This is a genomic window from Embleya scabrispora (assembly GCF_002024165.1).
In the GTDB taxonomy this organism is placed as follows: domain Bacteria; phylum Actinomycetota; class Actinomycetes; order Streptomycetales; family Streptomycetaceae; genus Embleya; species Embleya scabrispora_A.
The window spans coordinates 6,019,374-6,040,867 of sequence record NZ_MWQN01000001.1; the positions used below are offsets into that span (position 1 = coordinate 6,019,374).

The window sequence follows — 21,494 nt, forward strand, 5'->3', positions numbered from 1 at the left end:
CTCCGAACGAGGCATCGGCGTGACGGTGCGGTTCCGGTTCGTGTTGCGGGCGGTGGAGGCGGTGCGGCCCTGGGGGGACGAGGCGCCCCGGTTGGGCTGGTTCATCCTGACGGACGGCTGGTACTGGATCGAGGCGGGCGGCCACGAACTGCTGCGCTACGCGGACCCGGCGCGGGCCGAGGCGTTCGCCGGTCCGGACGCGGTGCGCGAACCACCGTACGTCGACTATCACGTGGTCCGGCTCTGGGAGGACCTGGTCGATCTGATGCCCCGGATCATGGAGCCCGTCCCGCCGGACCTGGCCGACTTCGTGCCGGATCGACGGCTCCGGGTCGAGGGGTCGGCCGCGCCCGATGCCGAGGCGGCGATCTCCTGGGCGGAGGGGCACGTGCTGGACATGGGCCACCTGCGGGCGGCGCCGGACATCCGGTTTCGGCGCGCGGTGTCGGGCGGGGACGACACGATGACGATCACCTGGGCCCACGCGTCGGAGCCGGACGACGACGACCCGATCCGCTTCACCGCGCCGGCGACCGGTCGGGTCAGCGTGCCCACCGAGGCGTTCACCGCCGCCGTGACGGACTTCGACCGCGACCTGTTCGCCGCGATGGAGGAGCGGGTCGGGGCCCTCGAAGCATCCGGCCCGCCCCCGGGCGTCGAACTCGACACGATCCACCTCCGCCACGAACACCGCGACCGCGCGACCTGGTTGCGCCGAGCCCTCGACCGCACACCCGACACCGACTGGCCGGCGGTGCGATCCGGCGCAGAACTCCTCGGCCGACCGACCGGGACCTCGGCGGAGAGGGCTTGAGACCGATCGGGTCCGATGTGGCGGTCGTTCGGCGCGCGCCGGCGGTTGCTCCGCCGCCCGGCGACGTGGAGGATCGGGCGATGCCCGTGCCGCCGTCCCACCTCGACCCCGACTCGGCGACACGATGGCGGCGCGCCCGCGCCCGGGCCGTGGACCATCTTTTGGCGGCCGTGGCCGGGTGCCGCCGGGTCGACGAACTCGTGGTGCGCGGTAGCGTGTTGCTCAAGGCGTGGTACGGCGCGGCGGCCCGCGAGCCGGGTGACCTCGACTTCGTGGTGACGACGAAGGGATGGGGGCCGGAGGACGGCCGTACCGACCGGATGTTCGCCGAGATCGCGCGCCGCGCCGAGGAGTCGTCCGGGACGGATGTGTCCGGCGTACGGGTCGTCGCGACCCGGGCCCTGGACGAAACGCTCCGGGCCTACGACCGCGCGCCCGGCCGCCGATTCGGACTGCCGTGGCGGGCCGAGGGGTTGCCCGGCGGGACGGTGTATCTGGACTTCGTCTTCGACGAACGGTTGCCGAGCGCACCGGAGTTGGTCGAGATCCCACACTCGGACGGCACCGGTACGCACCTGCTGATCGGCGCCACCCCCGAACAGTCGTTGGCCTGGAAGTTGTTGTGGCTGGTCGAGGACGACCACCCGCGCCCGCAGGATCTCCACGACGCGGTATTGCTCGCGGAGCACGTGGCGTTGCCCGTCTCGCTGCTGCGCACCACGTTCATGGCGTTCGACCCCAGCCACGGCGGCCACCCGTTCACCGTGGATTCACTGGCCCTGGACCGGGTGAAACCCTTCGCATCGAACCACGATCACCCCGGGTCGACTGACGGCGAGCTGCCGGCACGACTGATCCGGGCGCTTGCACCGACCTTTGCCGCAGGGGCCGGGGCCGGTGCGAGCGGATATGTGCGGGCCGCGCGGCGGTTGAGCCCTTGGATCGAGAAGTGCCGTGCGCTGCGCGGGGATTCGCGGGCGCTGTTGGCTGTGATCACGGCCGACTCGTGGCATCTGGACTCGGCTCTGGTGGTGTATCGCGAGGTGATCGGGCCGGGGACGTGCGACCTGGCCGAGGCCGCGCGGGTGGTGACCGGCCACTGGGACGCGCGGCCGGCGCAGGTCGGACACGAGGGGTGGCATCCGCATGTGGTGGCGGAAGCCTTCGGGCGGTTGGGCTAAGGGCCGGGTGGGGGTTGGGTGAGGAGTTCGAGGGAGCGTTCGCGCATTTCGATTTTGCGGATCTTGCCGGTCACCGTCATGGGGAACGCGTCGACCAGGTGGACGTAGCGCGGGATCTTGTAGTGGGCCAGCCGGCCGGTGCAGAACTCGCGGAGGGCGTCGGCGGTCAACTCCGGTGCGCCGGAGCGGAGTTTGATCCAGGCCATCAGTTCCTCGCCGTAGCGGGCGTCGGGGACGCCGACGACCTGGACGTCCTCGATGTCCGGGTGCGCGTACAGGAACTCCTCGATCTCGCGCGGGTATACGTTCTCGCCACCGCGGATCACCATGTCCTTGATCCGGCCGACGATGGAGACGTAGCCGTCCGCGTCCATGGTGGCCAGGTCGCCGGTGTGCATCCAGCCGTCGGCGTCGATCACCTCGGCGGTGCGCTCGGGGTCGCGCCAGTAGCCGAGCATCACCGAGTAGCCGCGCGTGCAGAATTCGCCGGGGGAGCCCTCGGGGACGGTCGCGCCCGTGGTCGGGTCGACCACCTTGATCTCCAGGTGCGGGTGGACCCGGCCGACCGTACCGACCCGGCGCTCCAGCGAGTCGTCGCGGCGGGTCTGGGTGGACACCGGCGAGGTCTCGGTCATCCCGTAGCAGATGGTCACCTCGGCCATGCCCATCCGGTCGATCACCCGCTTCATCACCTCCACCGGACACGGTGAACCGGCCATCACGCCGGTGCGCAGCGAGGAGAGGTCGTACTTGCCCGCCTCGAAGTCCGGCAGGGCGAGTTCGGCGATGAACATGGTCGGCACGCCGTACAGGACCGTGCAGCGCTCCTCGTGCACGGCGCGCAGCGTGGCGGCCGGGTCGAACAGCGCGGCCGGGATCACCATGCACGCGCCGTGGCTGGTCGCGCCGAGATTGCCCATCACCATGCCGAAGCAGTGGTAGAAGGGCACCGGCAGGCATACCCGGTCGGCGGCGGTCCAGCCCTGGATCTCGGCGACCAGGAAGCCGTTGCCGAGGATGTTGCGGTGGGAGAGCGTGGCGCCTTTCGGGAAGCCGGTGGTGCCGGAGGTGTACTGGATGTTGATCGGATCCTCGGGCCGCAGCGTGGCCTCGCGGGCGCGCAACCGGTCGAGCGAGACGTCGGCGCCCTCGGCGAGCAGGGCGGGCCAGTCCGGAGTGCCGATGTGCACGACGCGTTCCAGGTCCGGGCAGGTGGGGCGGACCTCGGCGACCATCGCGGGGTAGTCGCTGGTCTTCACGCGCGAGGCGGCGATCAGGAGTCTGGTGCCGGATTGGGCGAGCGCGTATTCGATCTCGTGCACCCGGTAGGCCGGGTTGAGGTTGACCAGGATCGCGCCGACGCGGGCGGCGGCGTACTGGACGAGGGTCCATTCCGCGCAGTTGGGCGACCAGATGCCGACGCGGTCGCCCGCCTCGATGCCGACGCCGATCAGGGCGCGGGCGAAGTCGTCGACGGCGGTGTCGAACTCGGCATACGTCCAGCGCCGGCCGCTCGCGCATTCGACGAGGGCGTCGTGGGCCGGGTACGCGGCGGCGATCCGGGCCAGGTTGGCACCGATGGTCTCGTGGGGGAGGGGCGGCGTGCGCTCTCCCTGGCGGGAGGACGGGGGGATCTCGGCCTGTGGCGGGGCGGGCACGGGGGTGGTCATCGCGGGTCACCTGCCTGGACGGGGTGGGTGGCGGGGCCGGGTTTTCGGTGCGGGACGGCTGTGTGGTCGCGACGGTAGGTGGGGGCGGGTGTGGGCGGCGAGCGCAGTACCCCCGAATGGGGGTGATGCCGGGCGGGGCTCGGCAGTACGGTGCCCGGGCGTGGTGTGGGTGTGCCCGGGACGGGTACGACGCGAGCCTGAGTGTGGGGAGGGGCCATGGGCGGACCGGCGGGCTCGGTCGAGGATCCGTTGGCGCGGGCCGTCGAGCGGTTTCGGGCGCGGACCGGGGTGGACGTGGCATTCGCCGGGCCGTGTCCGAGTACGGCGGACCGGTTGGTGATCTCGTACCTGAGCGGCACCTCGACGCGCGTGCTGGCCGGGTTGACGGTGGTCGCCGGGAGCGGGGTCGGCGGCAAGGCGATGACCACACGGCGGCCGGTGCGGGTGGTGGACTATGTCGCGGCGTCGGCGATCAGCCACGAGTACGACCGGGCGGTCACGACCGAGGGGGTGCGGGCGGTGTTCGCTGTGCCGGTTCCCGTGTCGGGGGCTGCCGGTGGGCGGGGCGGGGTGGCGGCGGTGCTGTACGGGGCGTTGCGGCGGCCGTCGGACTTCGGGGACGGCATCCTGACCACGGCCTGTGACGCGGCGCGGGAGGTGGGGCACGAGATCGCCGTGGCGCGTGAGGTCGAGCAACGGATGGCGCGGGCGGCGGAGTTGCCGGGGTGGGCGGCGCTGGAGATCCGGCTGGCCCACGCGGATCTGCTGGCGCTGGCGGGGGCGGCCGCGGAGGACGACCCGGTGCTGGGGGAGCGGCTGCGGGCGGTGTGCGGGCGGTTGGCGCGGACGGCGGCCTCGGTCGGGGAGGGCGGGGGTGGCGCGCGGTCCGGGCAGCCGCGGTTGACGGTGCGGGAGACGGATGTGTTGGCCCTGGTGGGGGTGGGGCGGACCAATGCCGAGGTGGGGCAGGCGCTGGGGGTGGGGGCGGAGACGGTGAAGAGTTACCTGCGGTCGGCGATGCGGAAGTTGGGGGCGCACAACCGGGTGGAGGCGGTGGGTGCGGCGCGGGCGGCGGGGCTGTTGCCGTAGCCCTTGCGGGCGGCGTGGGGTGGTTGCCCGGTGCGGGCGGGCTTTCGCCCGGAGGCCGGCGTCTCGTCCCGGGCTGTCCTCAAGCGCCGGACGGGCTGGGTTGGTTGCGTCCTGTGTGTGGGTTGTGGTTGTGCGTTGGTGCGGTTTTGTTGTCCTCAAGCGCCGGACGGGCTGGGTTTGGCTGCCTTCGGCGTGGAGGCTGCGGTCCGGGACGCCTGCGGCGGGCTGTCCTCAAGCGCCGGACGGGCTGGTTTGGTTGCGTTCTGTGTGTGGATCGCGGTTGTGCGTTGGTGCGGTTTTGTTGTCCTCAAGCGCCGGACGGGCTGGGTTTGGCTGCCTTCGGCGTGGAGGCTGCGGTCCGGGACGCCTGCGGCGGGCTGTCCTCAAGCGCCGGACGGGCTGGTCCTGGGGTGGTCGCTCCGATTTGGGTCGCGATGAAGTTCCTGGCCCGTCGGCGGACTGGGCCAGGGGCTTCGCTGCGTGTGGATCATGCGATGACCTGGACCACCGTGATCAACAGTCGGCTGTTCGTGATCTGATAGACGACGAACACGCTTCCGCATGTCGCCTCTCGGCGGTCCTTGCTGTAGGTCGGGCTGGACCCCGACCCGTATGGGTCCTGGGCGATGCGCTGCATGCCGTTGTCCAGGTCCCGCCGCTGGTCAGGGGCGAGTTGATCGCGCGCCCTTTGCGATTTGGGATCGTAGGTCACGTCGTACGACATCGGGATCCTCCCCCATGATCACCCGCGCGTCGGCTTCCTCGGCCAGGCGCTGGATTCTGTCGTGATCGCGCTCCACTGCTTCCACCATCTCCGGTGGGCGCGCCCACCGGACCATCGCCGCGAAGATGTCCCTGGCGGGAGTGTTCTCGATCGCTTCCGTGAAATTGGCGCGCTGCTCTTCCGGCAGGGCCGCACGGATGCCCGCGATGGTGGCCGGCATGGTGACCCACTCGTCCCCGACGACCGTCCGGAACAGCCTTCCGCCTTGGGTGTCGGGAACGGTCGGGTCGTGGTCCTGTGGTTCGTCTGGAGTGTCGTTCATGCGCTTCCTCGGGTATTCGTTGTCCGGTTGCTCTCAGTGTGCCCTCGAAAGCACATCGTGATCCAGGGTTCGGCGATGCGGGCATATTCCGTAGTTACGGGACCGGGGTGGGGGGAATTGGGGGAGACGGTAGTTTTGGGGATGGGGCGGGGGGTCCTTGGTGTTTGGTGTGTAGTGGGTTTGGTGCTCGGGGAGTTTGCCCCGATCGAGTACTCGTGGAGGGACGCCATGTCCTTGTTGACCGTGTGGCCTGAGAACGATGCCGCCGAGGTGATTGTGCGGACTTCGGAGCCGGGGGAGATTGCTCGGGCGCTGGAGCCGATCGGGGTTCGGTTCGAGCGGTGGACGGCCGATGTGGCGTTGCCCGACGGGGCTACGCAGGATCAGGTGATCGCGGCCTACCGGACCGAGGTGGATCGGATCAGCGCGGCCGAGGGGTACATCCTCGTGGACGTGATTCGGCTGCAGCCGTCCGACGATCCGGAGTGGCCGGCCAAGGCCGCCGGGGCGCGGGCGAAGTTTTTGACCGAGCACACGCATGAGGATGACGAGGTGCGCTTCTTCGTCGAAGGGGCCGGCATCTTCTACCTGCACATCGCCGGTCGGGTGCACGCGGTGTTGTGCGAGGCGGGCGATCTGCTCTCGGTGCCCAAGGGCATCACGCACTGGTTCGACATGGGCGTGGAGCCGTCGGTCGCCGCGATCCGGTTCTTCCACGACGAGGACGGCTGGGTCGGCGACTTCACCGGTGACCCGATCGCCTCGCGCTTCCCGGACTTCGACGAGATCTGGGCCGGGTACGCCGCGTGAGCTCAGGCACGAACCCGATCGACGCCCCGCTGACGGTGGTCGTCGACATCGAGGGCACCACCAGCGCCACCGGCTTCATCACCGAGCAGTTGTATCCGTACTCCCGGGCGCACTTCGGCCGTTGGCTGGACGAGCACGGCGACGACCCCGACGTGGTGCGCGCCGTCGAGGCCGTGCGTGAGCTGATCGGCGAACCGGACGCGGACGACCGGCGGATCGTCGAGGCCTTGAACGGCTGGCTCGACCGGGACGAGAAGGTCACTCCGCTCAAGGCGCTCCAGGGCATGATCTGGGCCGAGGGCTTCGCGTCCGGCGAACTCACCTCGCACTTCTACCCGGACGCCATCCCGGCGCTGCGCGCGTGGCACGCGGCCGGGCATCGGCTGTACATCTTCTCCTCGGGCTCGGTGGCCGCGCAGCGCGCGTGGTTCGGCAGTTCGCCCGAGGGGTCGCTGCTGCCGCTGTTCTCGGGGCACTTCGACACGGAGAACGCCGGCCCCAAGCGGGTCGCCGACTCGTACCGCGCGATCGCGGCGCGGATCGGCGAGCTGCCGGAGCGCCTGGTCTTCCTGTCCGACGTGGTCGACGAGTTGGACGCGGCGCGCGAGGCCGGGTGGTGGACCATCGGCGTGCGCCGGCCGGATGCCGACGAGCCGTACTACGACCGGGGCGTGGGCGATCACCCGGAGACGGCCACCTTCGCCCGGTTGGATCTCGACGGCGATCGGCCGATCCTGCGCGAGCCCTGAACCATCAGCGCAAGAAGGGCGGTCGGCGGCACGAACTCCCGTGCCGCCGAGCGCCCTTCGGCGAACGAGCAGGCTCAGCCGAAGCGCTCCACCCGGATCCGGGTGGTCGGTACGCCCGCCGCGGTGAGCAGTCGACCCGCGTGTTCGGCGAATCCGGTCGAGCCGCAGACGAAGACCTCGTAGCGCTCGTCCGCGACGGCCGCCGCCGCGTGCGGGGCGAGCGTGTCCGGGGCGAGCCGGCCCACCGGATGCGGATACCCGGGCGGCGCCGCGCGGCTGTACAGGACGGTGTGCTCCTCGCCCGGCCGCGGGGCCAACTCCGCCGCGTACAACAGGTCCTGCGGAGTGCGGGCGCACGCGACCAGGCGCAGCGGCACGGTCAGCGCGCGGCGGCGCCGGTGGCGCACCATCGCCATCAGCGGGACCAGGCCCGACCCGCCCGCCACGAGGAGCACCGGCCGATCGCCCGGCCAGGCGAAGAACCCGCCCAGTGGGCCGCGTACTTCCAACGCGTCGCCGGGCCGGGCCACGTCGTGCACGAAGCCGGACACCTCGCCGCCCGGCATGCGGTCGACGGTGAACTCGATGTGCCCCTCGTCGTCCGGCGCGGAGGCGACCGAGTAGTGCCGCTGCGCGGTGTAGCCGTCGGCGGCGGTCAACCGCAACATGTAGTGCTGGCCCGCCACATGCGCGTTCCAGACCGGCAGCGCCAGACGCACGGTCACCGCGTTGGGCGTCTCGCGCCGTACCTCGACCACGGTCGCGTGCTGCCAGTCCACGCTGCCGCGCAGGCTCGGCGCGGCCCGGCCGGGCGCGGCGAAGGCGGGGATCGGCGGGAGGTGCGCCAGGCCCGCCGGGGTCGACTCAGTCACCGGAGTACCGCTCCTCTGCCCACGGGTCGCCGCGATGGTGGTAGCCGTTGACCTCCCAAAAGCCCGGCTCGTCGTGGTCCAGCAGGCGCAGGCCCGCGATCCACTTGACGCTCTTCCAGAAGTACAGGTGCGGCACCAGCAGCCGCGCCGGGCCGCCGTGTGCCGGGGTCAGCGGCTCGCCCTCGAAGTCGAAGGCGATCCAGGCCCGGCCGCCGGTCAGGTCGGCGAGGGCGAGGTTGGTGGTGTAGCCGGTGTGCGAGAAGGCCACCGCGTGGGTGGCGCCGGCGCGCGGTCCGGCCTCGGCCAGGAACACGTCCAGCGACACGCCGGCGAAGTCGGTGCTCAGCTTCGACCAGGACGTGACGCAGTGGATCGGGCCGTCGTACCTCTCCCGGGGCAGCGCGCGGGCCTGGTCCCAACTCCACGAGCGCGGCCGCTCGACCAGCCCGTCGATCCGGAACGACCAGTCGGCCGGGGCCAGTTCCGGAGTGACCTCGGCGGAGAGCACAGGGAAGTCGTGGCGCGCGTCGTACTGCCCCGGAGGCAGTCGCGGATCGCGCTCGGCGGCGGTGTGCCGGCCGACGAAGCCACGCGTGGTGGAACTCATGTCGTCTTCTCCCTTCGCGTCGTCGGACCGGCACCGGGGCCGGCGACCCGTCCCCGCAATGTCCCCGCGAGCGCCTCGACCTCCTCGATCGCCGCGCCCTCGTCGATCGTAAGCAACCGCCGGTCGCGCAGCACGACGCGGCCGTCGATCACCGTGTCCCGCACGTCGGCGGCCCCGGCCGCGTAGGCCAGCATCGACCACGGGTCGTGCCGGGGCGTCAGGTGCGGCCGGTTCAGGTCGAGCACCACCAGGTCGGCCGCCTTGCCCACCTCGATCGACCCGGTCAGCGCGCCGATCCCGATCGCCCGCGCGCCGTCGACGGTGGCCATCCGTACCGCCGTGCGCGCGCCGACCAGGGTCGGGTCGGGCGCCCCGGAACCGACCCGGTGCAGCGTCGCCGCCGCACGGATCGGGCCGAACAGGTCGAGCGCGTTGGCGCTGACCGCGCCGTCCGTACCCAACCCCACCGGCACCCCGGCCGCCAGCAGTTCGGGCAGGCGGGCCACCCCGGAGGCCAGTTTGAGGTTGGACACCGGGCAGTGCGCGACGCCCGCGCCGGAGTCGGCGATCAATCCGATCTCCTCGTCGGTGAGGTGCACCGCGTGCGCGAGCAGCGTGCCGGGGCCCAGCAGCCCCAGATGGTGCAGGAGTTCCACCGGCCGGCGGCCGTGCCTGCGCCGAACGGTCTCCGCCTCGGCCGCGTTCTCCGCCGCGTGGATGTGCAGCAACGCCCCGTGTTCGCGGGCCAGTTCGGCCACCGCCAGGAGCCGGTCCGGGTCCAGCGTGTACGTGCTGTGCGGCGTCACGCAGCGGATCGCCGTTCGGGCCAGCAACTCCGGCGCGAGCCGCAGTCGGGCCGCGAAGTCGAGCCCGTCGGGCGGCCCGGGCACATCCATGAACGTCGGCCCCGTCACCAGCCGAAAGCCCGCGTCGGCGGCGGCCTCCAGGCCCGCCTCGGGGAACCAGTACATGTCCATCGCCGTGGTCACGCCCGCCCGGATCGACTCGGCCAGCGCCAACCGCACCGCGGCGCGCACCACCTCGGCGGACAACACCGCGCTCTCCGCGGCGACCAACCGGTCCAGGAACACCTGGAGATCGACGTCGTCGGCCGTACCCCGAAACAGCGTCATCGCCGCATGGGAGTGCGCGTTGACCAGCCCCGGCACCACCAGGCACCCCCGCGCGTCCAGGGTCGGCGCACCCGGGAAGCGCGCCCCCAACTCGGCCGCCGGCCCCACCGCGACGATCCGCCGGTCGGCGATCGCCACCGCGCCGTCGGCCACGTACGTATCGGCGGCGTCGGCGGTGAGCACCGCGCCGCCGGTGACGAGCAGATCGATCACGCGCCGTCCGCCGCCTCGTCCTCGGCCAGCCGGTACAGCGCGTCCAACGCCACCACCACGCCCCGCTCGACGCCCTCGGCGACCACCGTGCGGTGCGGGTCGTAGGTCGACGCGCCCGACTCGTCGACCAGGTCGTCGGCCGCGATGCCGTCCACGACCAACACCCCGCCGGCCCGATGCCCACCCAACGCGGCCCAGACCAACAGCGCCGACAACTCCATCTCGATCGCCAGCACACCCGCCGCCTGATACGGCTTCATCGGCAGTTCCAACACACCCGGCATGAACGCCGCACGGGTCCACACCGTGCCCCGGTGATGTGGCGCGCCGTGCGCGCGGGCCGCGCCCTGGAGCGCGAGCACCACCTCCGGCGTGGCGGACGCCGGGAACTCGGCGGGCACCAACTGCTGGGTGACCCCGTCGTCGCGCACCGCGCCGGTGGCTATCACCAGGTCCCCGTCGTGCACCCCGCGCGCCATCGCACCCGCGGTGCCGAGCCGGACGAAGGTGCGTACCCCCGCCTCGGCCAACTCGCCGAACAGGCACACCGCGCCGGGGCCGCCCACGCCGTGCGAGGACACCACCACGGGCAGCCCGCGCCAGGTGCCCGCGTAGCTGACGTACTCCCGGTTGGCGCCGATCCGCCGTGCGTCGTCCAGGCGTTCGGCGACCAGCGCGGCACGCGCCGGGTCGCCGACGACCAGCGCGTGCGCGGGCAGCCCGCTGCTGGGGATCCGGGTGATCGGCAACACGGCGGGGCGGGTGGTGGTGGTCATGAGGGCGACTCCGTGGTGGTGCGCGCGATGCGGCGTGGACGGGGGATGCGGCCGGTGAGCCGGCCCGGCGGCGCGCCGCCGCGTCGGCCGCGCGAACGGGTGGCCAGGAACAGCGCGACCAGGGTCATCACATAGGGCGCGGCGTCGGCGGCCTGCTGGGGCATGCCCTCGCCCTGGAGCCGGAAGCCGATCGCCTCGACCAGCCCGAACAGGATGCCGGCGAGCAATACCCCGACCGGCAGCGCCCGGCCCAGCATCACCGCGACCACGGCGATCCAGCCGCGCCCGGCGGTCATGTTCTCCGAGAACAGGGTCACGTTGCCCAACGCGAGCTGCGCGCCCGCGAGCCCGCACAGCGCGCCCGAGGTCAGGATCGCGGCATAGCGGTAGCGGGCCACGCTGACCCCGAGCGACTGGGCCGCCTCGGGGGCCTCGCCGACGCCGCGCAGCCGTACACCCCACGGGTGCCGGGACAGCAGGACGGCGATCACCACGACCGCGACCCAGGACAGGTACACCAGCGGCGAGTGGCCGGACAGCGCCGGGCCGACGAAGGGCACCGACTCCAGGCCGGGGATGTCCACCGGTCGCAGGCCCTCCAGGTCCGGGTCGCCGAAGGTGCCCTGCTTGCCGAAGACGGTCCGCAGGAGGAAGCCGGTCAGGCCGACCGCGAGCAGGTTCAGCGCGATGCACAGCACCACCGCGTCGGCGCCGAGGGTGACCGCGCCGATGGCGAGCAGCAGCGAGAAGACCATCGCGGCCACGACCGCGGAGATCACCCCGATCCACACGCTGCCGCCGAACCAGCTGCCGGTGACGGCGGCGAAGCAGCCGATCAGCATGGTCCCTTCGAGGGACACGTTGAACACGCCCGCGCGTTCGCACAGCGCGCCGCCGAGGGCGGCGAACAGGATCGGGGTGAGGGCGCGCAGGGCGGAGAAGATCAGTTCGGCGTCGAAGGACATGGTCACTTACCTCCGTCGCCGCGCGCGGGCGCGGGCACATTCGGGTCGGGATCCGGCGGCGACACCGTCGCGGGTGGCCCGGGATCGGCCCCTCGCCCCAGTCGGCGCAACCACCCGCCCTTGCGGAACACCCCGCCGCGCACGGCCAGGAAGATGATCACCACGGCCTGGAGCACCGAGGTCAACTGCTGCGGTACGGCCGTCTCCTGCTCCATGCCGAAGCCGCCGATGGTCAACGCGCTGAAGAAGAACCCGGCCGCGACCGTGCCCAGCGGGGAGGCGGCGGCGAGCAGCGCGGCGAGCAGCCCGGTCCAGGTGTAGCCGGGCGTGGTCAGCGAGCCGTCGACGAGCCGGTACGGGAAGCCGAGTACGGCGATCGCGCCGACCAGGCCGGCCAGCGACCCGGAGGCGAACATCAGCCGCAGGGTCAGCCGGGCGCGGTCGACCCCGGCGTAGCCGGCGAAGCGCGCACCCAGGCCCGTCATCCGCACCTCGTAGCCGGCCGCGGTGCGGTGGTCGACCACGAAGTAGATCAGCGCGGCCAGCCCGATCAGCACGATGCCCACGCTGACCCCGGTGCCGGCGCCGGATCCGGCGGCGAACTCGGGCAGCTTGACGCCCTCGGGCAGCCGATCGGTCTGCGGAATGCCCGAGCCCTTCTGGAGCAGCGGGAAGCGCACCATGTAGGACACGAACGACATCGCCGGGTAGCTCAACAGCAGGCTGCTGACCAGGAGCGGGACACCGCACCGGGTCTCCAGGACGGCGGCGAGCGCGGCCCACACACCGCCCGCGAGCATGCCCGCGAGCAGGGCCAGGACAACGGTGACCGCGCTGGGGAAGGGCGAGTACAGGCCGACCGATACCGCGGCCAGGCCGCCCAGGACGAGTTGGCCGTCGCCGCCGAGGTTGACCAGCCCCGCGCGCAGCGGGATGGCCAGCGCCAGGGCCAGGCCGACGATCGGGATGCTCTCGCCGAGCGTGTCGCCGATGCCCTCGGAGCCGAACGCCCCGGTGAACACCGCGCGATAGGCGGTGAGCGGGTCGGCGCCGGTGCCGGCCAGGATGATCGCGCCGAGCAGCAGCGCGGCCACGATGGACGCGGTGACCGGGGAGAGCACCGCGCCGCGCAGGCGCAGGGCGGCGTACCGGGCCGGTCCGGGGGCGTGCTCGATGGCCGTACCGGCCTTGATGGCAGTCATGTCTGATAACCCGTCAGGCCAGGTGGGCGGGAGTGGGTGCGGGGCCGGGATCGCGGCCCGGCTCGGGGTCGGTGGCCGCCTCGATCGTGCCGCCCGCCATGGCCAGGCCGATCCGGTGCGGATCGGCCTCGGCGCGCGGGAGTTCGGCGACGACGCGGCCCTCGTACATGACCAGGACCCGGTCGGCCAGTGCCAGGATCTCGCTCAGCTCGGCGGAGACGAGCAGTACGCCGTGGCCGGCGTCGCGATACTCCACCAGACGCGCGTGGATGTTCTCGATCGAGCCGATGTCCACACCCCGGGTGGGCTGTTCGACCAGCAGCAGCGGCGCGTCGTGGGTGATCTCCCGGCCCAGGATGGCCTTTTGCTGGTTGCCGCCGGACAGCGTGCCGATGGTCACCGCGGGGGAGGCGGCCTTGACCCCGAAGCGCTCGATCACCCGCGTGGCGTGTTCGCGGATCGCGCTCCGGCGCAGGAAGCCGCCGCGCGCGACGAGCGGCGCGGTGCGGTGGAAGCCCATCGCCAGGTTGTCCGCGAGCGAGGCGTCGCGCGCGGCGCCGACCGTGGCCCGGTCCTCGGGGACGTAGGCCAGACCGGCCGCCCGCCGCCGCTGTACCGAGGCGCCGCTCACGTCCCGGCCGGCCACCAGCACCCGGCCCTCGGCGGCGGGCCGCAACCCGGCCAGGGCCTCGACCAGTTCGCTCTGCCCGTTGCCCGCCACGCCCGCCACGCCGACGATCTCGCCGGCGCGAACGGTCAGCGACACGTCCTCGACCAGCGGTTTGGCGCCGCGCCCGGCCGACACGGTGAGCCCGCGCACCTCCAGCACGTCGGCGGCGGGGGTGCCGGCCGGGTGGGTGCGGTCCAGGTCGATCCGCCGGCCCGTCATGGCCAGCGCGATCTCGGCCGGTGTCGTCTCGGCGGTGGCGAGGCGGGCGGTGACCCGGCCGTCGCGCAGCACGGTGACGCGGTCGGCGACCGCCATCACCTCGCCGAGCTTGTGGGTGACGAGCAGCACGGTGCGCCCGGAGCGGGCCAGGCCGCGGATCACCTCCAGGAGGCGATCGGCCTCGGCGGGGGTGAGTACGGCGGTGGGCTCGTCCAGGATCAGCACACGCGCGTCGCGGTAGAGCAGTTTGAGGATCTCCACCCGCTGCTGCACGCCGACCGGCAGGTCCGCGACGCGCGCGTCGGGCGGTACGCGCAGGCCGTGCGTCTCGACCAGTTCGGCGACCCGGGCGCGGGCGGCGGCCCGGTCGACCAGGCCGCGTCGGGTCGGCTCGCTGCCGTAGACGACGTTCTCGGTGACGGTCAGGGAGGGGAAGAGCTTGAACCCCTGGTGCACCATGCCCAGTCCGGCCGCGATCGCCTGGACCGGCGAGCCGAAGGAGTGTTCGGCGCCGCGCAGCAGGATGCGGCCGGAGTCCGGGCGTTGCAGGCCGTACAGGATCGACATCAGGGTCGACTTGCCCGCGCCGTTCTCGCCCATGACGGCGTGGATCTCGCCGGTCCCCACCCGCAGATCGACCCGGTCGTTGGCCAGCACGCCGGGGAAGCGCCGGACGATGCCGCGCATCTCGACCTCGGCGACGTTCCCGGGGGCGGCGGCGTGCTGATCGTTCATCGGGCGTCTCTCCGGTGGGAAGGGTGCGGTGGGACGGGCGCTCGCCGGGGTCGGGGCGCGGTGTGTGCCGCGCCTCGACCCCGGCGAGCGAACTCGCTACTTGGCCGCGGCCGGGTCGGCCACGGTGACGGTGCCCGCCACGATCTGGTCGCGCAGACCCTGGACCGTCTTGATCACCTCGGGACGCTGCGCGATCAGGCACTGCGAGGTCTCCACGCCGCTCTCCAGGCCGGTGAGGGTGATGCCGCCCTCCTTGAGGCCGTAGGAGGTGACGCCGCCGGGCTTGCCGCCGACGATCTGCTCGACGCCCTTGTCCACCGCGACGTCGGTGCGCTTGATCACGTTGTCCACGACCGTGCCCGGTGCCGCCGAGCACTGGTTGACGTCCACGCCGAACGCCTGGAGACCGGCCGACTTGGCCGCGTTGAACACGCCGAGGTTGCCCGCGGCGGAGGCGGCGCCCATCACCTGGTCGACGTCCTTGGCCTTGAGCGACGCGGTCTGCTCGCCGGCGCGGGCCGGGTCGTTGAACGGCTTCTGGCCGCCGACGAACAGTTGGGTGAAGGAGCTTGCCGGGTTGGTCTGCTTGGCGCCCGCGCCGAACGGGTCGGAGAAGCGGCGGATCTGCGGGCTGTCCAGCGCGACCACCGCGCCGACCTTGCCGCTCTTGGTCAGCAGGCCCGCCTCGGCGCCGGCGAGGAAGGTGCCCTCGTGCTCGCGGAAGGTGGCGCAGGTGATGTTCGGGTACGGCTTGGTGGTGCACGAGTCCACGAACAGGAACTGCTGCTTCGGGTTGGCCTCGGCCTGCTGGGCCAGCACGTCGGCGAACTCGAAGCCGACCGCCACCACGACGGCGGGCTTTTGCCGGACCGCGGCCTCGACGTTCTGCTGGATCGCGCTGGTGTCCTTGCTCTCCAGGACGGTCGCGGTGCCGCCGGCCTTCTTGGCCGCGTTCTGCGCGCCGGTGGCGGCCAGCTTCAGGAAGTCGTTGACGCCGATCGGCTCCGGGGTGACCAGCACCACGTTCTTGCCGGCGCCGCCGCCCGTGCCGGCGGCGGCCGGGGTGTTGCCCTTGTCCTTGTCGGCGGAGGCGTTGCAGGCGGTGGCGGCCAGCGCGGTGCCGACGAGGAGACCGGCCACGGCGAGGCGGTGGCGGAAGGTGTTGCGGTACATGAGCGTCCTTGGGAGGAGTGTCGACGCCGGTGGTGCGGTGTGTGGCGTCGGTGGTTCGGGGACGGAGACCTCGCGATCCCGGACTCGGGTCTCGGGATCCCGGTGCTGTGGGAGCCGTGCGAGCGGCGGACGATGCGGCGTGATCGGTGCGGGTGTGCCGGTGCGGGACGACCGGTCAGTGCGAGCGCCGACAACAGCGGTCGGCGCGGCGCGCACCGGCGTCGAGGACGCCGCGCTCGTCGGGCGAAAGGGGCGGACGGTGACACGCCATGGAGCGGCCGCAGCACTCGACGCGTACGTTGTCGCAACGCCACGCTTTGGCCACAGCCGACTCCTTTCCGATCGAACCAGGCACGCTCGAATGTCGATGTGATGATCACATGTGACTGGTTTCGGGGGGAGGTTAGCACCCTCACCAGGCACTTCTCTCACTTGTTCAGGATGTGGACAGATTGTCCATGATGTGGCCGTTGGGCGGGCGTGGGGTACACGGGTTCGTCCCGGATGGCGGGCGGGGGTCCGCCGGGCGTGGGGCGGCGACGTAGCATCCGTGGTGCCGGACCGTGCGGTTGCCGCGTCCGCCGCCGCACTGCGGCCTGCCGCCGGCCGGTGTTCGCGCCGCCCGCGCGGCGCTTGATCCACCCGCCCGGAAAGGACCCCCGATGGCCTCCGAGATACGCTCGCTCGCCTGGCACGACACCGGCCTGCGGCTGCTCGACCAGACCGCGCTGCCGCAGCGGATCGTGTACCTCGACATCACCGACGTGGACGCGCTGATCGACGCGATCCGCCGACTCGCGGTGCGCGGCGCGCCGGCGCTCGGTGCGGCGGGCGCGTACGGCGTCGCGGTGGCGATGCGCCAGGGCGCGCGGGAGGGCTGGGACGCGGCGCGACTGGCGGCGGAGATCGGGCGGATCCGGGACGCCCGGCCGACCGCGGTCAACCTGGCCGGCGGCGTGGACCGGGTGTCGCCGTTCGCGGCCGACGGTGTCGAGGCGGTGCTCGCCGAGGCGGACGCGGTGGTCCGGGAGGACGTCGAGGCCAATCGCGCGATCGGCCGGCACGGCGCCGACTGGATCCTGTCCCGGGTCGGGCGTCGTCCGCTGCGCGTGCTCACCCACTGCAACACCGGATCGTTGGCCACCGCCGGGTGGGGGACCGCGCTGGGCATCGTGCGCGAACTGCACGCGCGCGGCACGCTGGAGGTCGTGTACGTCGACGAGACCCGGCCGCTGCTCCAGGGATCCCGGTTGACCGCCTGGGAGTTGGCCCAGGAGGGCATCGCGCATCTGGTCCAGCCGGACGGCGCGGCGGCGAGCACGATCCTGCGCGGATTGGTGGACGTCGCGGTGATCGGGGCGGACCGGATCGCGGCCAACGGCGACACGGCGAACAAGATCGGGTCCGTGGGCGTGGCGCTGGCCTGCGCCGACGCGGGGATCCCGTTCGTGGTCGCGGCGCCGCTGACCACCTTCGACGACGCGACGGCGCACGGGGACGAGATCACCATCGAGGAGCGGCCCGAGTCGGAGGTGCTGGAGGTGGCCGGCGTGCGGGTCGCACCGGCCGAATCGCGGGCGTTCAACCCGGCGTTCGACGTCACGCCGGCGCGGTTGATCAGCGTGATCGTGAACGAGGCGGGTGTGCGGGAGTACTGAGCCCGGACCCGGCGGCCGATCCGTGCCGCGGCGACGGAGAACCCATCCGTTTCGCGCGCTCGCTCCATCCACATCCGTCCCGATCCAGGGCCGGCCCGCTCCGGGTGGGAGGATGGCTCGTCGGTTCCGGTCCGAGGTCCGGATCGATCCCCACCCGACACAGCCTCGTGAACGACAGCCGTGTGAACGACAGCCGTGTGAACGACAGTCTTGTGAACGACAGTCTTGTGAACGACACAGTGAGGAACCTCCCATGACGACCCCCGACGCCGGAATCCCCGCCTCGGTCTCGGATCCCGTCCACGCCGCCGGGGCCGTCCTCGCCCGGGAGGCCGCGCGCTTCGCCGGGCTCGGCTGGATGCGCGGCACCTCCGGCAACCTGTCCGTGGTGCTCTCCCGCGACCCGCTGCGGCTCGCGGTCACCGCCTCCGGCCTGGACAAGGGCGAACTGGCGACGGACGACCTGGTCGTGGTGGACGCCGCCGGCGCACCGGTCCCCGAGGCGGCGAGCACCCCGCCGCGCCGCCCGTCCGCCGAGGCCGGCCTGCACGCCCGCGTGGTCGCGCTGACCGGGGCGGGCGCGGTCTTCCACGTACACACCCTGGCCGCCGTGCGCGCGGGCAGGCGCTGGCCGGCCGGGATCGAACTGCGCGACCTGGAAATGCTCAAGGGCATCGGCCGTTCCGCGCACGACGAGACGGTCACCATCCCTGTGATCGCCAACAGCCAGGACATGACCGAACTCGGCGACCGCCTGGAGGCCGCCCTCGTCCCCGGCGTGCCGGCGGTCGTCGTCGCCTCGCACGGGATGTACGTCTGGGGCGAGACCCCGATCCAGGCCCGCCACCACGTCGAGATCGTCGAGTGGCTCCTCGAATACCGCATCGCCGAGGGCTGACCCCCGACGTGCGCTACGTGCGGCCGCGGGTCTGGCCGTCGTAGCGCAGGATCGGGCTGTCCTCGCGCAGCAGGCGTTGACGATAGGCCACGGCCAGCCAGGCGGCCTCGCGGTATGCGGCCTCCAACTCGTGATACACCGTGTCGATCAGCGCGGGCGCCGGGCCGTTCTCGGTGCGGTAGGCCAGGAACAGCCGTACCGCGAGCGGATCCCCGGCCAGCGGACGCACCGCCATGTCGGGACGCGGACGGGAGGTGGGCTGGCAGGGTGTGACCACCTCGCCGATCGCGACCAGGGAGGCCGCGGTCAGGTAATCCCCGTGCAGGATCCGGGGGTTGATGCCCGCCTCGGACAACACCTCGCGCAGGCCCTCCCATTCGCCGTCCACACTCGGATCGACCATCCACTGGTCGTCGGCCAACTCGGCGAGTTTGACCTCCGGTTCGGTCACCGCCGGATGATCCGGCGACAGGGCGATGAACTGCGGTTCGCGCTCGACGAGTACGCGGCGGCGCATCCCGTCCGGGACGCGCAGCGGGAAGCCCTCGACCTCGTGCACGAACGCCACGTCGAGCTGGCCGGCGGCGACCATCCCGAGCAGCGTGCTCGCCGATACGTCCACCCGGAGATAGGTGTCGGTGGTGGGCAGGCGCAGCCGAAGCCGGCGCAACCAGTCGGCGATCACCCGGTTCGCGGTGCCGCCGATGCGCAGGTTCGGTCCGGCGGTGCGGACCGCCTCGGCCTGGGTGTCGATGACCAGCGCGCTCATCTCGGCCATGATGGGTCGGGCCCGGTGCAGCATCGTGAGGCCGAGGGGGTGGGTCGGCTGCCGGTCCGGTCGCGCACGAACAGGGGGGCGCCCAGGGCGTTTTCGATGCGTCTGAGCTGGGCGGTCAACGAGGGCTGGGTCATGCCGAGCAACCTGGCCGCCGCGTGCAGGCTGCCGGTGTCGCCGATGGCACACAGTGCGCGGAGGTGCCTCACCTCGAGCTCCATGATGCGGAGGATAGGACGCTCCACCGAGGTCGTACCAGACACGTGTGCACGCGAGATCGGCCGCGGGCGGTGAATCCGGCGTAACACGATGCGTGGATGGCCGGGAACGCGGGGTGTCGCCGCGGGGGCGGTGCGGGAACGGTGCGCGAACGCGTGGTGATACGACCGTGCTATCGCCGGTTGTCATCATCCGGGCCGGACCGGGCGCCCATGAGACTCGTTTCCGCACCGAACTGGTCTTCGGCACCCAAGGAGCACCGCCATGTCCCCTGCGCGTCCCCGAACCCCCCGTAAGACCGTGATCACCGCCATCCTCGGCCTCGGCCTCGCGGCCGGAGGAATCGCCGCCCCCGCGGCGTCGGCCGGCCCCAGCGATGTGGCGGCCCCCCTCCGCCACTCCGCCAACTACTCCGGCAACGAGGATCAGGCGCAGAACCAGGCGTTCCTCGACGCGGTGATGCGGTCCGTGGCCGCCAAGCGCGCCGCCGCGCCGGGCGCCGCCGTGGTCACCGTCACCTACAGCTCGTCCAGCGCACCCACGTTCCGCACCCAGATAGCGCGTTCCGCGCAGATCTGGAACAGCTCGGTCACCAACGTCCGGCTCCAGGAGGGCAGCAACCCCGACTTCCGGTACTACGAGGGCAACGACTCGCGCGGTTCCTACGCGAGCACCGACGGCCACGGCGGGGGCTACATCTTCCTCGACTACCGGCAGAACCAGCAGTACAACTCGACCCGGGTCACCGCCCACGAGACGGGCCACGTGTTGGGTCTGCCGGACCACTACTCCGGGCCGTGCAGCGAACTGATGTCCGGTGGCGGCCCCGGCCCGTCCTGCACCAACCCGAACCCGAACGCTCAGGAGCGCTCGCGCGTCAACGCCCTGTGGCGCAACGGCCTGGCGGCCTATTCCGCGAAGTCCTGATCCGGCTCGCGGCGCCCACCGGGTTCCTCCCCGGCTCCCTTCCCCTGGGCGCCGCGTCGTCCCCAGAACCGGCACCCGATCGTCGCCGCTGCGACGGTCGGGTGCCGTTCCATGCGGTCCGGAAGGGGTTTGCGCGGTGGGTTCGGCGGGAGGATGGGGGGATGGAGAACCTGGTGCCGCTCGTGATCGTGGATTCGGCGAATGTGGTGGGGGCCGTGCCGGACGGATGGTGGCGGGATCGGGTGGGGGCCACCGAGCGGTTGCGCGACGCGTTGGTGGACGTGGCTTCGGCGGGGGTGCCGGCCGGGGCATCCGTGCCGGAGTGGGCCCGTGGAGGCCCGGTCGAGGTGGTGTTGGTCGTCGAGGGGGCGGCCGGTGCGGTGGTCGGGGTGGAGGGTGTGCGGGTCGTGCGGGCGGAGGGGAGCGGGGACGATCGGGTGGTCGACGTCGTCGCGGCCGAGCCAGGGCGTCGACGCCTCGTGGTGACCGCGGATCGGGGCCTTCGGGCGCGCGTACTCGCCCTCGGGGCCGAGGTGGCCGGACCTCGCGCGGTGCGGCCGTAGGTCGGGCTCCGGATATTGTGGGGGGTGGTGGTTCGGGTGCCGCCTTGGACGTGGGTGAGTGGCGGAGGGCCGGATGACCACCAATCGGGTGCGTAAAGGTGTGATTCGGGGGCGGATGGCCGCCTCCGGCGAGTCGTATGTCGTGGCGGCGAGGCGGATGGCCGTGCCGCGCGGGGCCAAGGCTCCCGACGCGCGGACCGCGGCGGCGTTGCGTACCCGGTACTGGGAGCCCGCCGAGTCGTTCGACGTGCCCTGTCCCTGTGGGGGGACCTGCGCGCCGGGTGAGCGGTGCGAGCGCTGCCACGCGACCTGTCGGCACGCCGCCCGGGTGCCCGGGAGTCGGGTCGACGTCGAGGTGTGGCGGGATCGGTACGACTGCACCGGGTGCGCCAACACGTACTCGTTCGAGGTGACCCTGCCGGACCGGCCCTGGGGCGTGGTGCGGACCGTCCCGCAGCGGGGCGGGCGGGAGCCGATCGTGCGGGTCGAGGTGTTCGAGGGCGTCGACCACCCGGACCCGCCGCGCTGAC

Annotated in this window: 21 protein-coding genes and 1 pseudogene; 10 read left to right on the plus strand and 12 right to left on the minus strand. The window is 72.4% G+C overall.

Annotated features, from left to right (window positions below; all coding sequences use genetic code 11):
• Positions 1–19: 19 nt before the first annotated feature.
• Both B4N89_RS26395 and B4N89_RS26400 read left to right on the plus strand, forming a co-directional pair.
• Positions 20–814 (plus strand): DUF5984 family protein, encoded by a 795-nt coding sequence (locus B4N89_RS26395; protein WP_235618797.1) that lies wholly within the window; start codon positions 20–22, stop codon positions 812–814.
• 80 nt (positions 815–894) lie between these two features.
• On the plus strand, positions 895–1,995 hold the full coding sequence (locus B4N89_RS26400; protein ID WP_143658088.1) for a nucleotidyl transferase AbiEii/AbiGii toxin family protein: 1,101 nt from the start codon (positions 895–897) through the stop codon (positions 1,993–1,995).
• Here B4N89_RS26400 and B4N89_RS26405 read toward each other — a convergent pair.
• The gene (locus B4N89_RS26405; RefSeq protein ID WP_235618798.1) at positions 1,992–3,665 is read right to left on the minus strand and encodes an AMP-binding protein; all 1,674 of its coding nucleotides are present in this window, start codon (positions 3,663–3,665) and stop codon (positions 1,992–1,994) included. The genes B4N89_RS26400 and B4N89_RS26405 overlap by 4 nt on opposite strands.
• 216 nt (positions 3,666–3,881) lie before the next feature.
• Between B4N89_RS26405 and B4N89_RS26410 the strand changes: the two genes are divergently transcribed.
• A complete protein-coding gene (locus B4N89_RS26410; protein WP_078978289.1) occupies positions 3,882–4,754 on the plus strand; it encodes a helix-turn-helix transcriptional regulator in 873 nt (290 codons plus the stop codon).
• Between the two features lie 487 nt (positions 4,755–5,241).
• Here B4N89_RS26410 and B4N89_RS50805 read toward each other — a convergent pair whose 3' ends face one another.
• On the minus strand, positions 5,242–5,391 hold the full coding sequence (locus B4N89_RS50805) for a hypothetical protein (protein WP_201261031.1): 150 nt from the start codon (positions 5,389–5,391) through the stop codon (positions 5,242–5,244).
• 25 nt (positions 5,392–5,416) lie between these two features.
• Positions 5,417–5,800, minus strand: coding sequence for a hypothetical protein (locus B4N89_RS26420; protein ID WP_078978291.1), 384 nt, complete (start codon positions 5,798–5,800; stop codon positions 5,417–5,419).
• Between the two features lie 228 nt (positions 5,801–6,028).
• On the opposite strand from B4N89_RS26420, the gene B4N89_RS26425 reads away from it, so the two are divergent.
• Positions 6,029–6,610 (plus strand): 1,2-dihydroxy-3-keto-5-methylthiopentene dioxygenase, encoded by a 582-nt coding sequence (locus B4N89_RS26425; protein ID WP_078978292.1) that lies wholly within the window; start codon positions 6,029–6,031, stop codon positions 6,608–6,610.
• On the plus strand, positions 6,607–7,359 hold the full coding sequence (gene mtnC, locus B4N89_RS26430) for an acireductone synthase (protein ID WP_078978293.1): 753 nt from the start codon (positions 6,607–6,609) through the stop codon (positions 7,357–7,359). The genes B4N89_RS26425 and mtnC overlap by 4 nt, the downstream gene beginning before the upstream one ends.
• A gap of 74 nt (positions 7,360–7,433) precedes the next feature.
• Here the strand turns inward: mtnC and B4N89_RS26435 are convergent, their stop codons facing one another.
• From B4N89_RS26435 to B4N89_RS26470, 8 genes are all read right to left on the minus strand, one after another.
• Positions 7,434–8,231, minus strand: coding sequence for a ferredoxin reductase (locus tag B4N89_RS26435; RefSeq protein WP_235618799.1), 798 nt, complete (start codon positions 8,229–8,231; stop codon positions 7,434–7,436).
• Positions 8,224–8,838, minus strand: a complete 615-nt coding sequence (locus tag B4N89_RS26440) for a sulfite oxidase-like oxidoreductase (protein ID WP_078978294.1) — start codon at positions 8,836–8,838, stop codon at positions 8,224–8,226. The genes B4N89_RS26435 and B4N89_RS26440 overlap by 8 nt, the downstream gene beginning before the upstream one ends.
• A complete protein-coding gene (locus B4N89_RS26445) occupies positions 8,835–10,184 on the minus strand; it encodes an amidohydrolase family protein (RefSeq protein ID WP_078978295.1) in 1,350 nt (449 codons plus the stop codon). The genes B4N89_RS26440 and B4N89_RS26445 overlap by 4 nt, the downstream gene beginning before the upstream one ends.
• The gene (locus B4N89_RS26450) at positions 10,181–10,960 is read right to left on the minus strand and encodes a nucleoside phosphorylase (RefSeq protein WP_078978296.1); all 780 of its coding nucleotides are present in this window, start codon (positions 10,958–10,960) and stop codon (positions 10,181–10,183) included. The genes B4N89_RS26445 and B4N89_RS26450 overlap by 4 nt, the downstream gene beginning before the upstream one ends.
• Positions 10,957–11,925 carry an ABC transporter permease gene (locus tag B4N89_RS26455; protein WP_078979649.1) on the minus strand — a complete coding sequence of 323 codons (969 nt, stop codon included), beginning with the start codon at positions 11,923–11,925 and terminating at the stop codon, positions 10,957–10,959. The genes B4N89_RS26450 and B4N89_RS26455 overlap by 4 nt, the downstream gene beginning before the upstream one ends.
• 2 nt (positions 11,926–11,927) lie before the next feature.
• The gene (locus tag B4N89_RS26460) at positions 11,928–13,127 is read right to left on the minus strand and encodes an ABC transporter permease (RefSeq protein ID WP_078978297.1); all 1,200 of its coding nucleotides are present in this window, start codon (positions 13,125–13,127) and stop codon (positions 11,928–11,930) included.
• 13 nt (positions 13,128–13,140) lie between these two features.
• Complete coding sequence (locus tag B4N89_RS26465; RefSeq protein WP_078978298.1) at positions 13,141–14,751, minus strand: ABC transporter ATP-binding protein; 1,611 nt, start codon at positions 14,749–14,751, stop codon at positions 13,141–13,143.
• 96 nt (positions 14,752–14,847) lie between these two features.
• Entirely contained in the window at positions 14,848–15,924 is a 1,077-nt protein-coding gene (locus B4N89_RS26470) for a BMP family ABC transporter substrate-binding protein (protein ID WP_078978299.1), read from the minus strand.
• Positions 15,925–16,586: 662 nt separating this feature from the next.
• On the opposite strand from B4N89_RS26470, the gene mtnA reads away from it, so the two are divergent.
• Complete coding sequence (gene mtnA, locus B4N89_RS26475; RefSeq protein WP_078978300.1) at positions 16,587–17,582, plus strand: S-methyl-5-thioribose-1-phosphate isomerase; 996 nt, start codon at positions 16,587–16,589, stop codon at positions 17,580–17,582.
• 253 nt (positions 17,583–17,835) lie between these two features.
• Positions 17,836–18,480: a methylthioribulose 1-phosphate dehydratase gene (mtnB, locus tag B4N89_RS26480; protein ID WP_078978301.1), complete on the plus strand. Its 645-nt coding sequence runs from the start codon at positions 17,836–17,838 to the stop codon at positions 18,478–18,480.
• A gap of 13 nt (positions 18,481–18,493) precedes the next feature.
• Here the strand turns inward: mtnB and B4N89_RS26485 are convergent.
• Positions 18,494–19,476, minus strand: a pseudogene (locus B4N89_RS26485) (LysR family transcriptional regulator).
• Between the two features lie 262 nt (positions 19,477–19,738).
• Here B4N89_RS26485 and snpA point away from each other — a divergent pair.
• The 3 genes from snpA (at position 19,739) to B4N89_RS26500 (ending at position 21,493) form a co-directional block, all read left to right on the plus strand.
• On the plus strand, positions 19,739–20,401 hold the full coding sequence (gene snpA, locus B4N89_RS26490) for a snapalysin (RefSeq protein WP_078978302.1): 663 nt from the start codon (positions 19,739–19,741) through the stop codon (positions 20,399–20,401).
• 161 nt (positions 20,402–20,562) lie between these two features.
• A complete protein-coding gene (locus B4N89_RS26495) occupies positions 20,563–20,964 on the plus strand; it encodes an NTP pyrophosphohydrolase (RefSeq protein ID WP_101897178.1) in 402 nt (133 codons plus the stop codon).
• 73 nt (positions 20,965–21,037) lie between these two features.
• Positions 21,038–21,493, plus strand: a complete 456-nt coding sequence (locus tag B4N89_RS26500) for a hypothetical protein (protein ID WP_078979650.1) — start codon at positions 21,038–21,040, stop codon at positions 21,491–21,493.
• Position 21,494 lies beyond the last annotated feature (1 nt).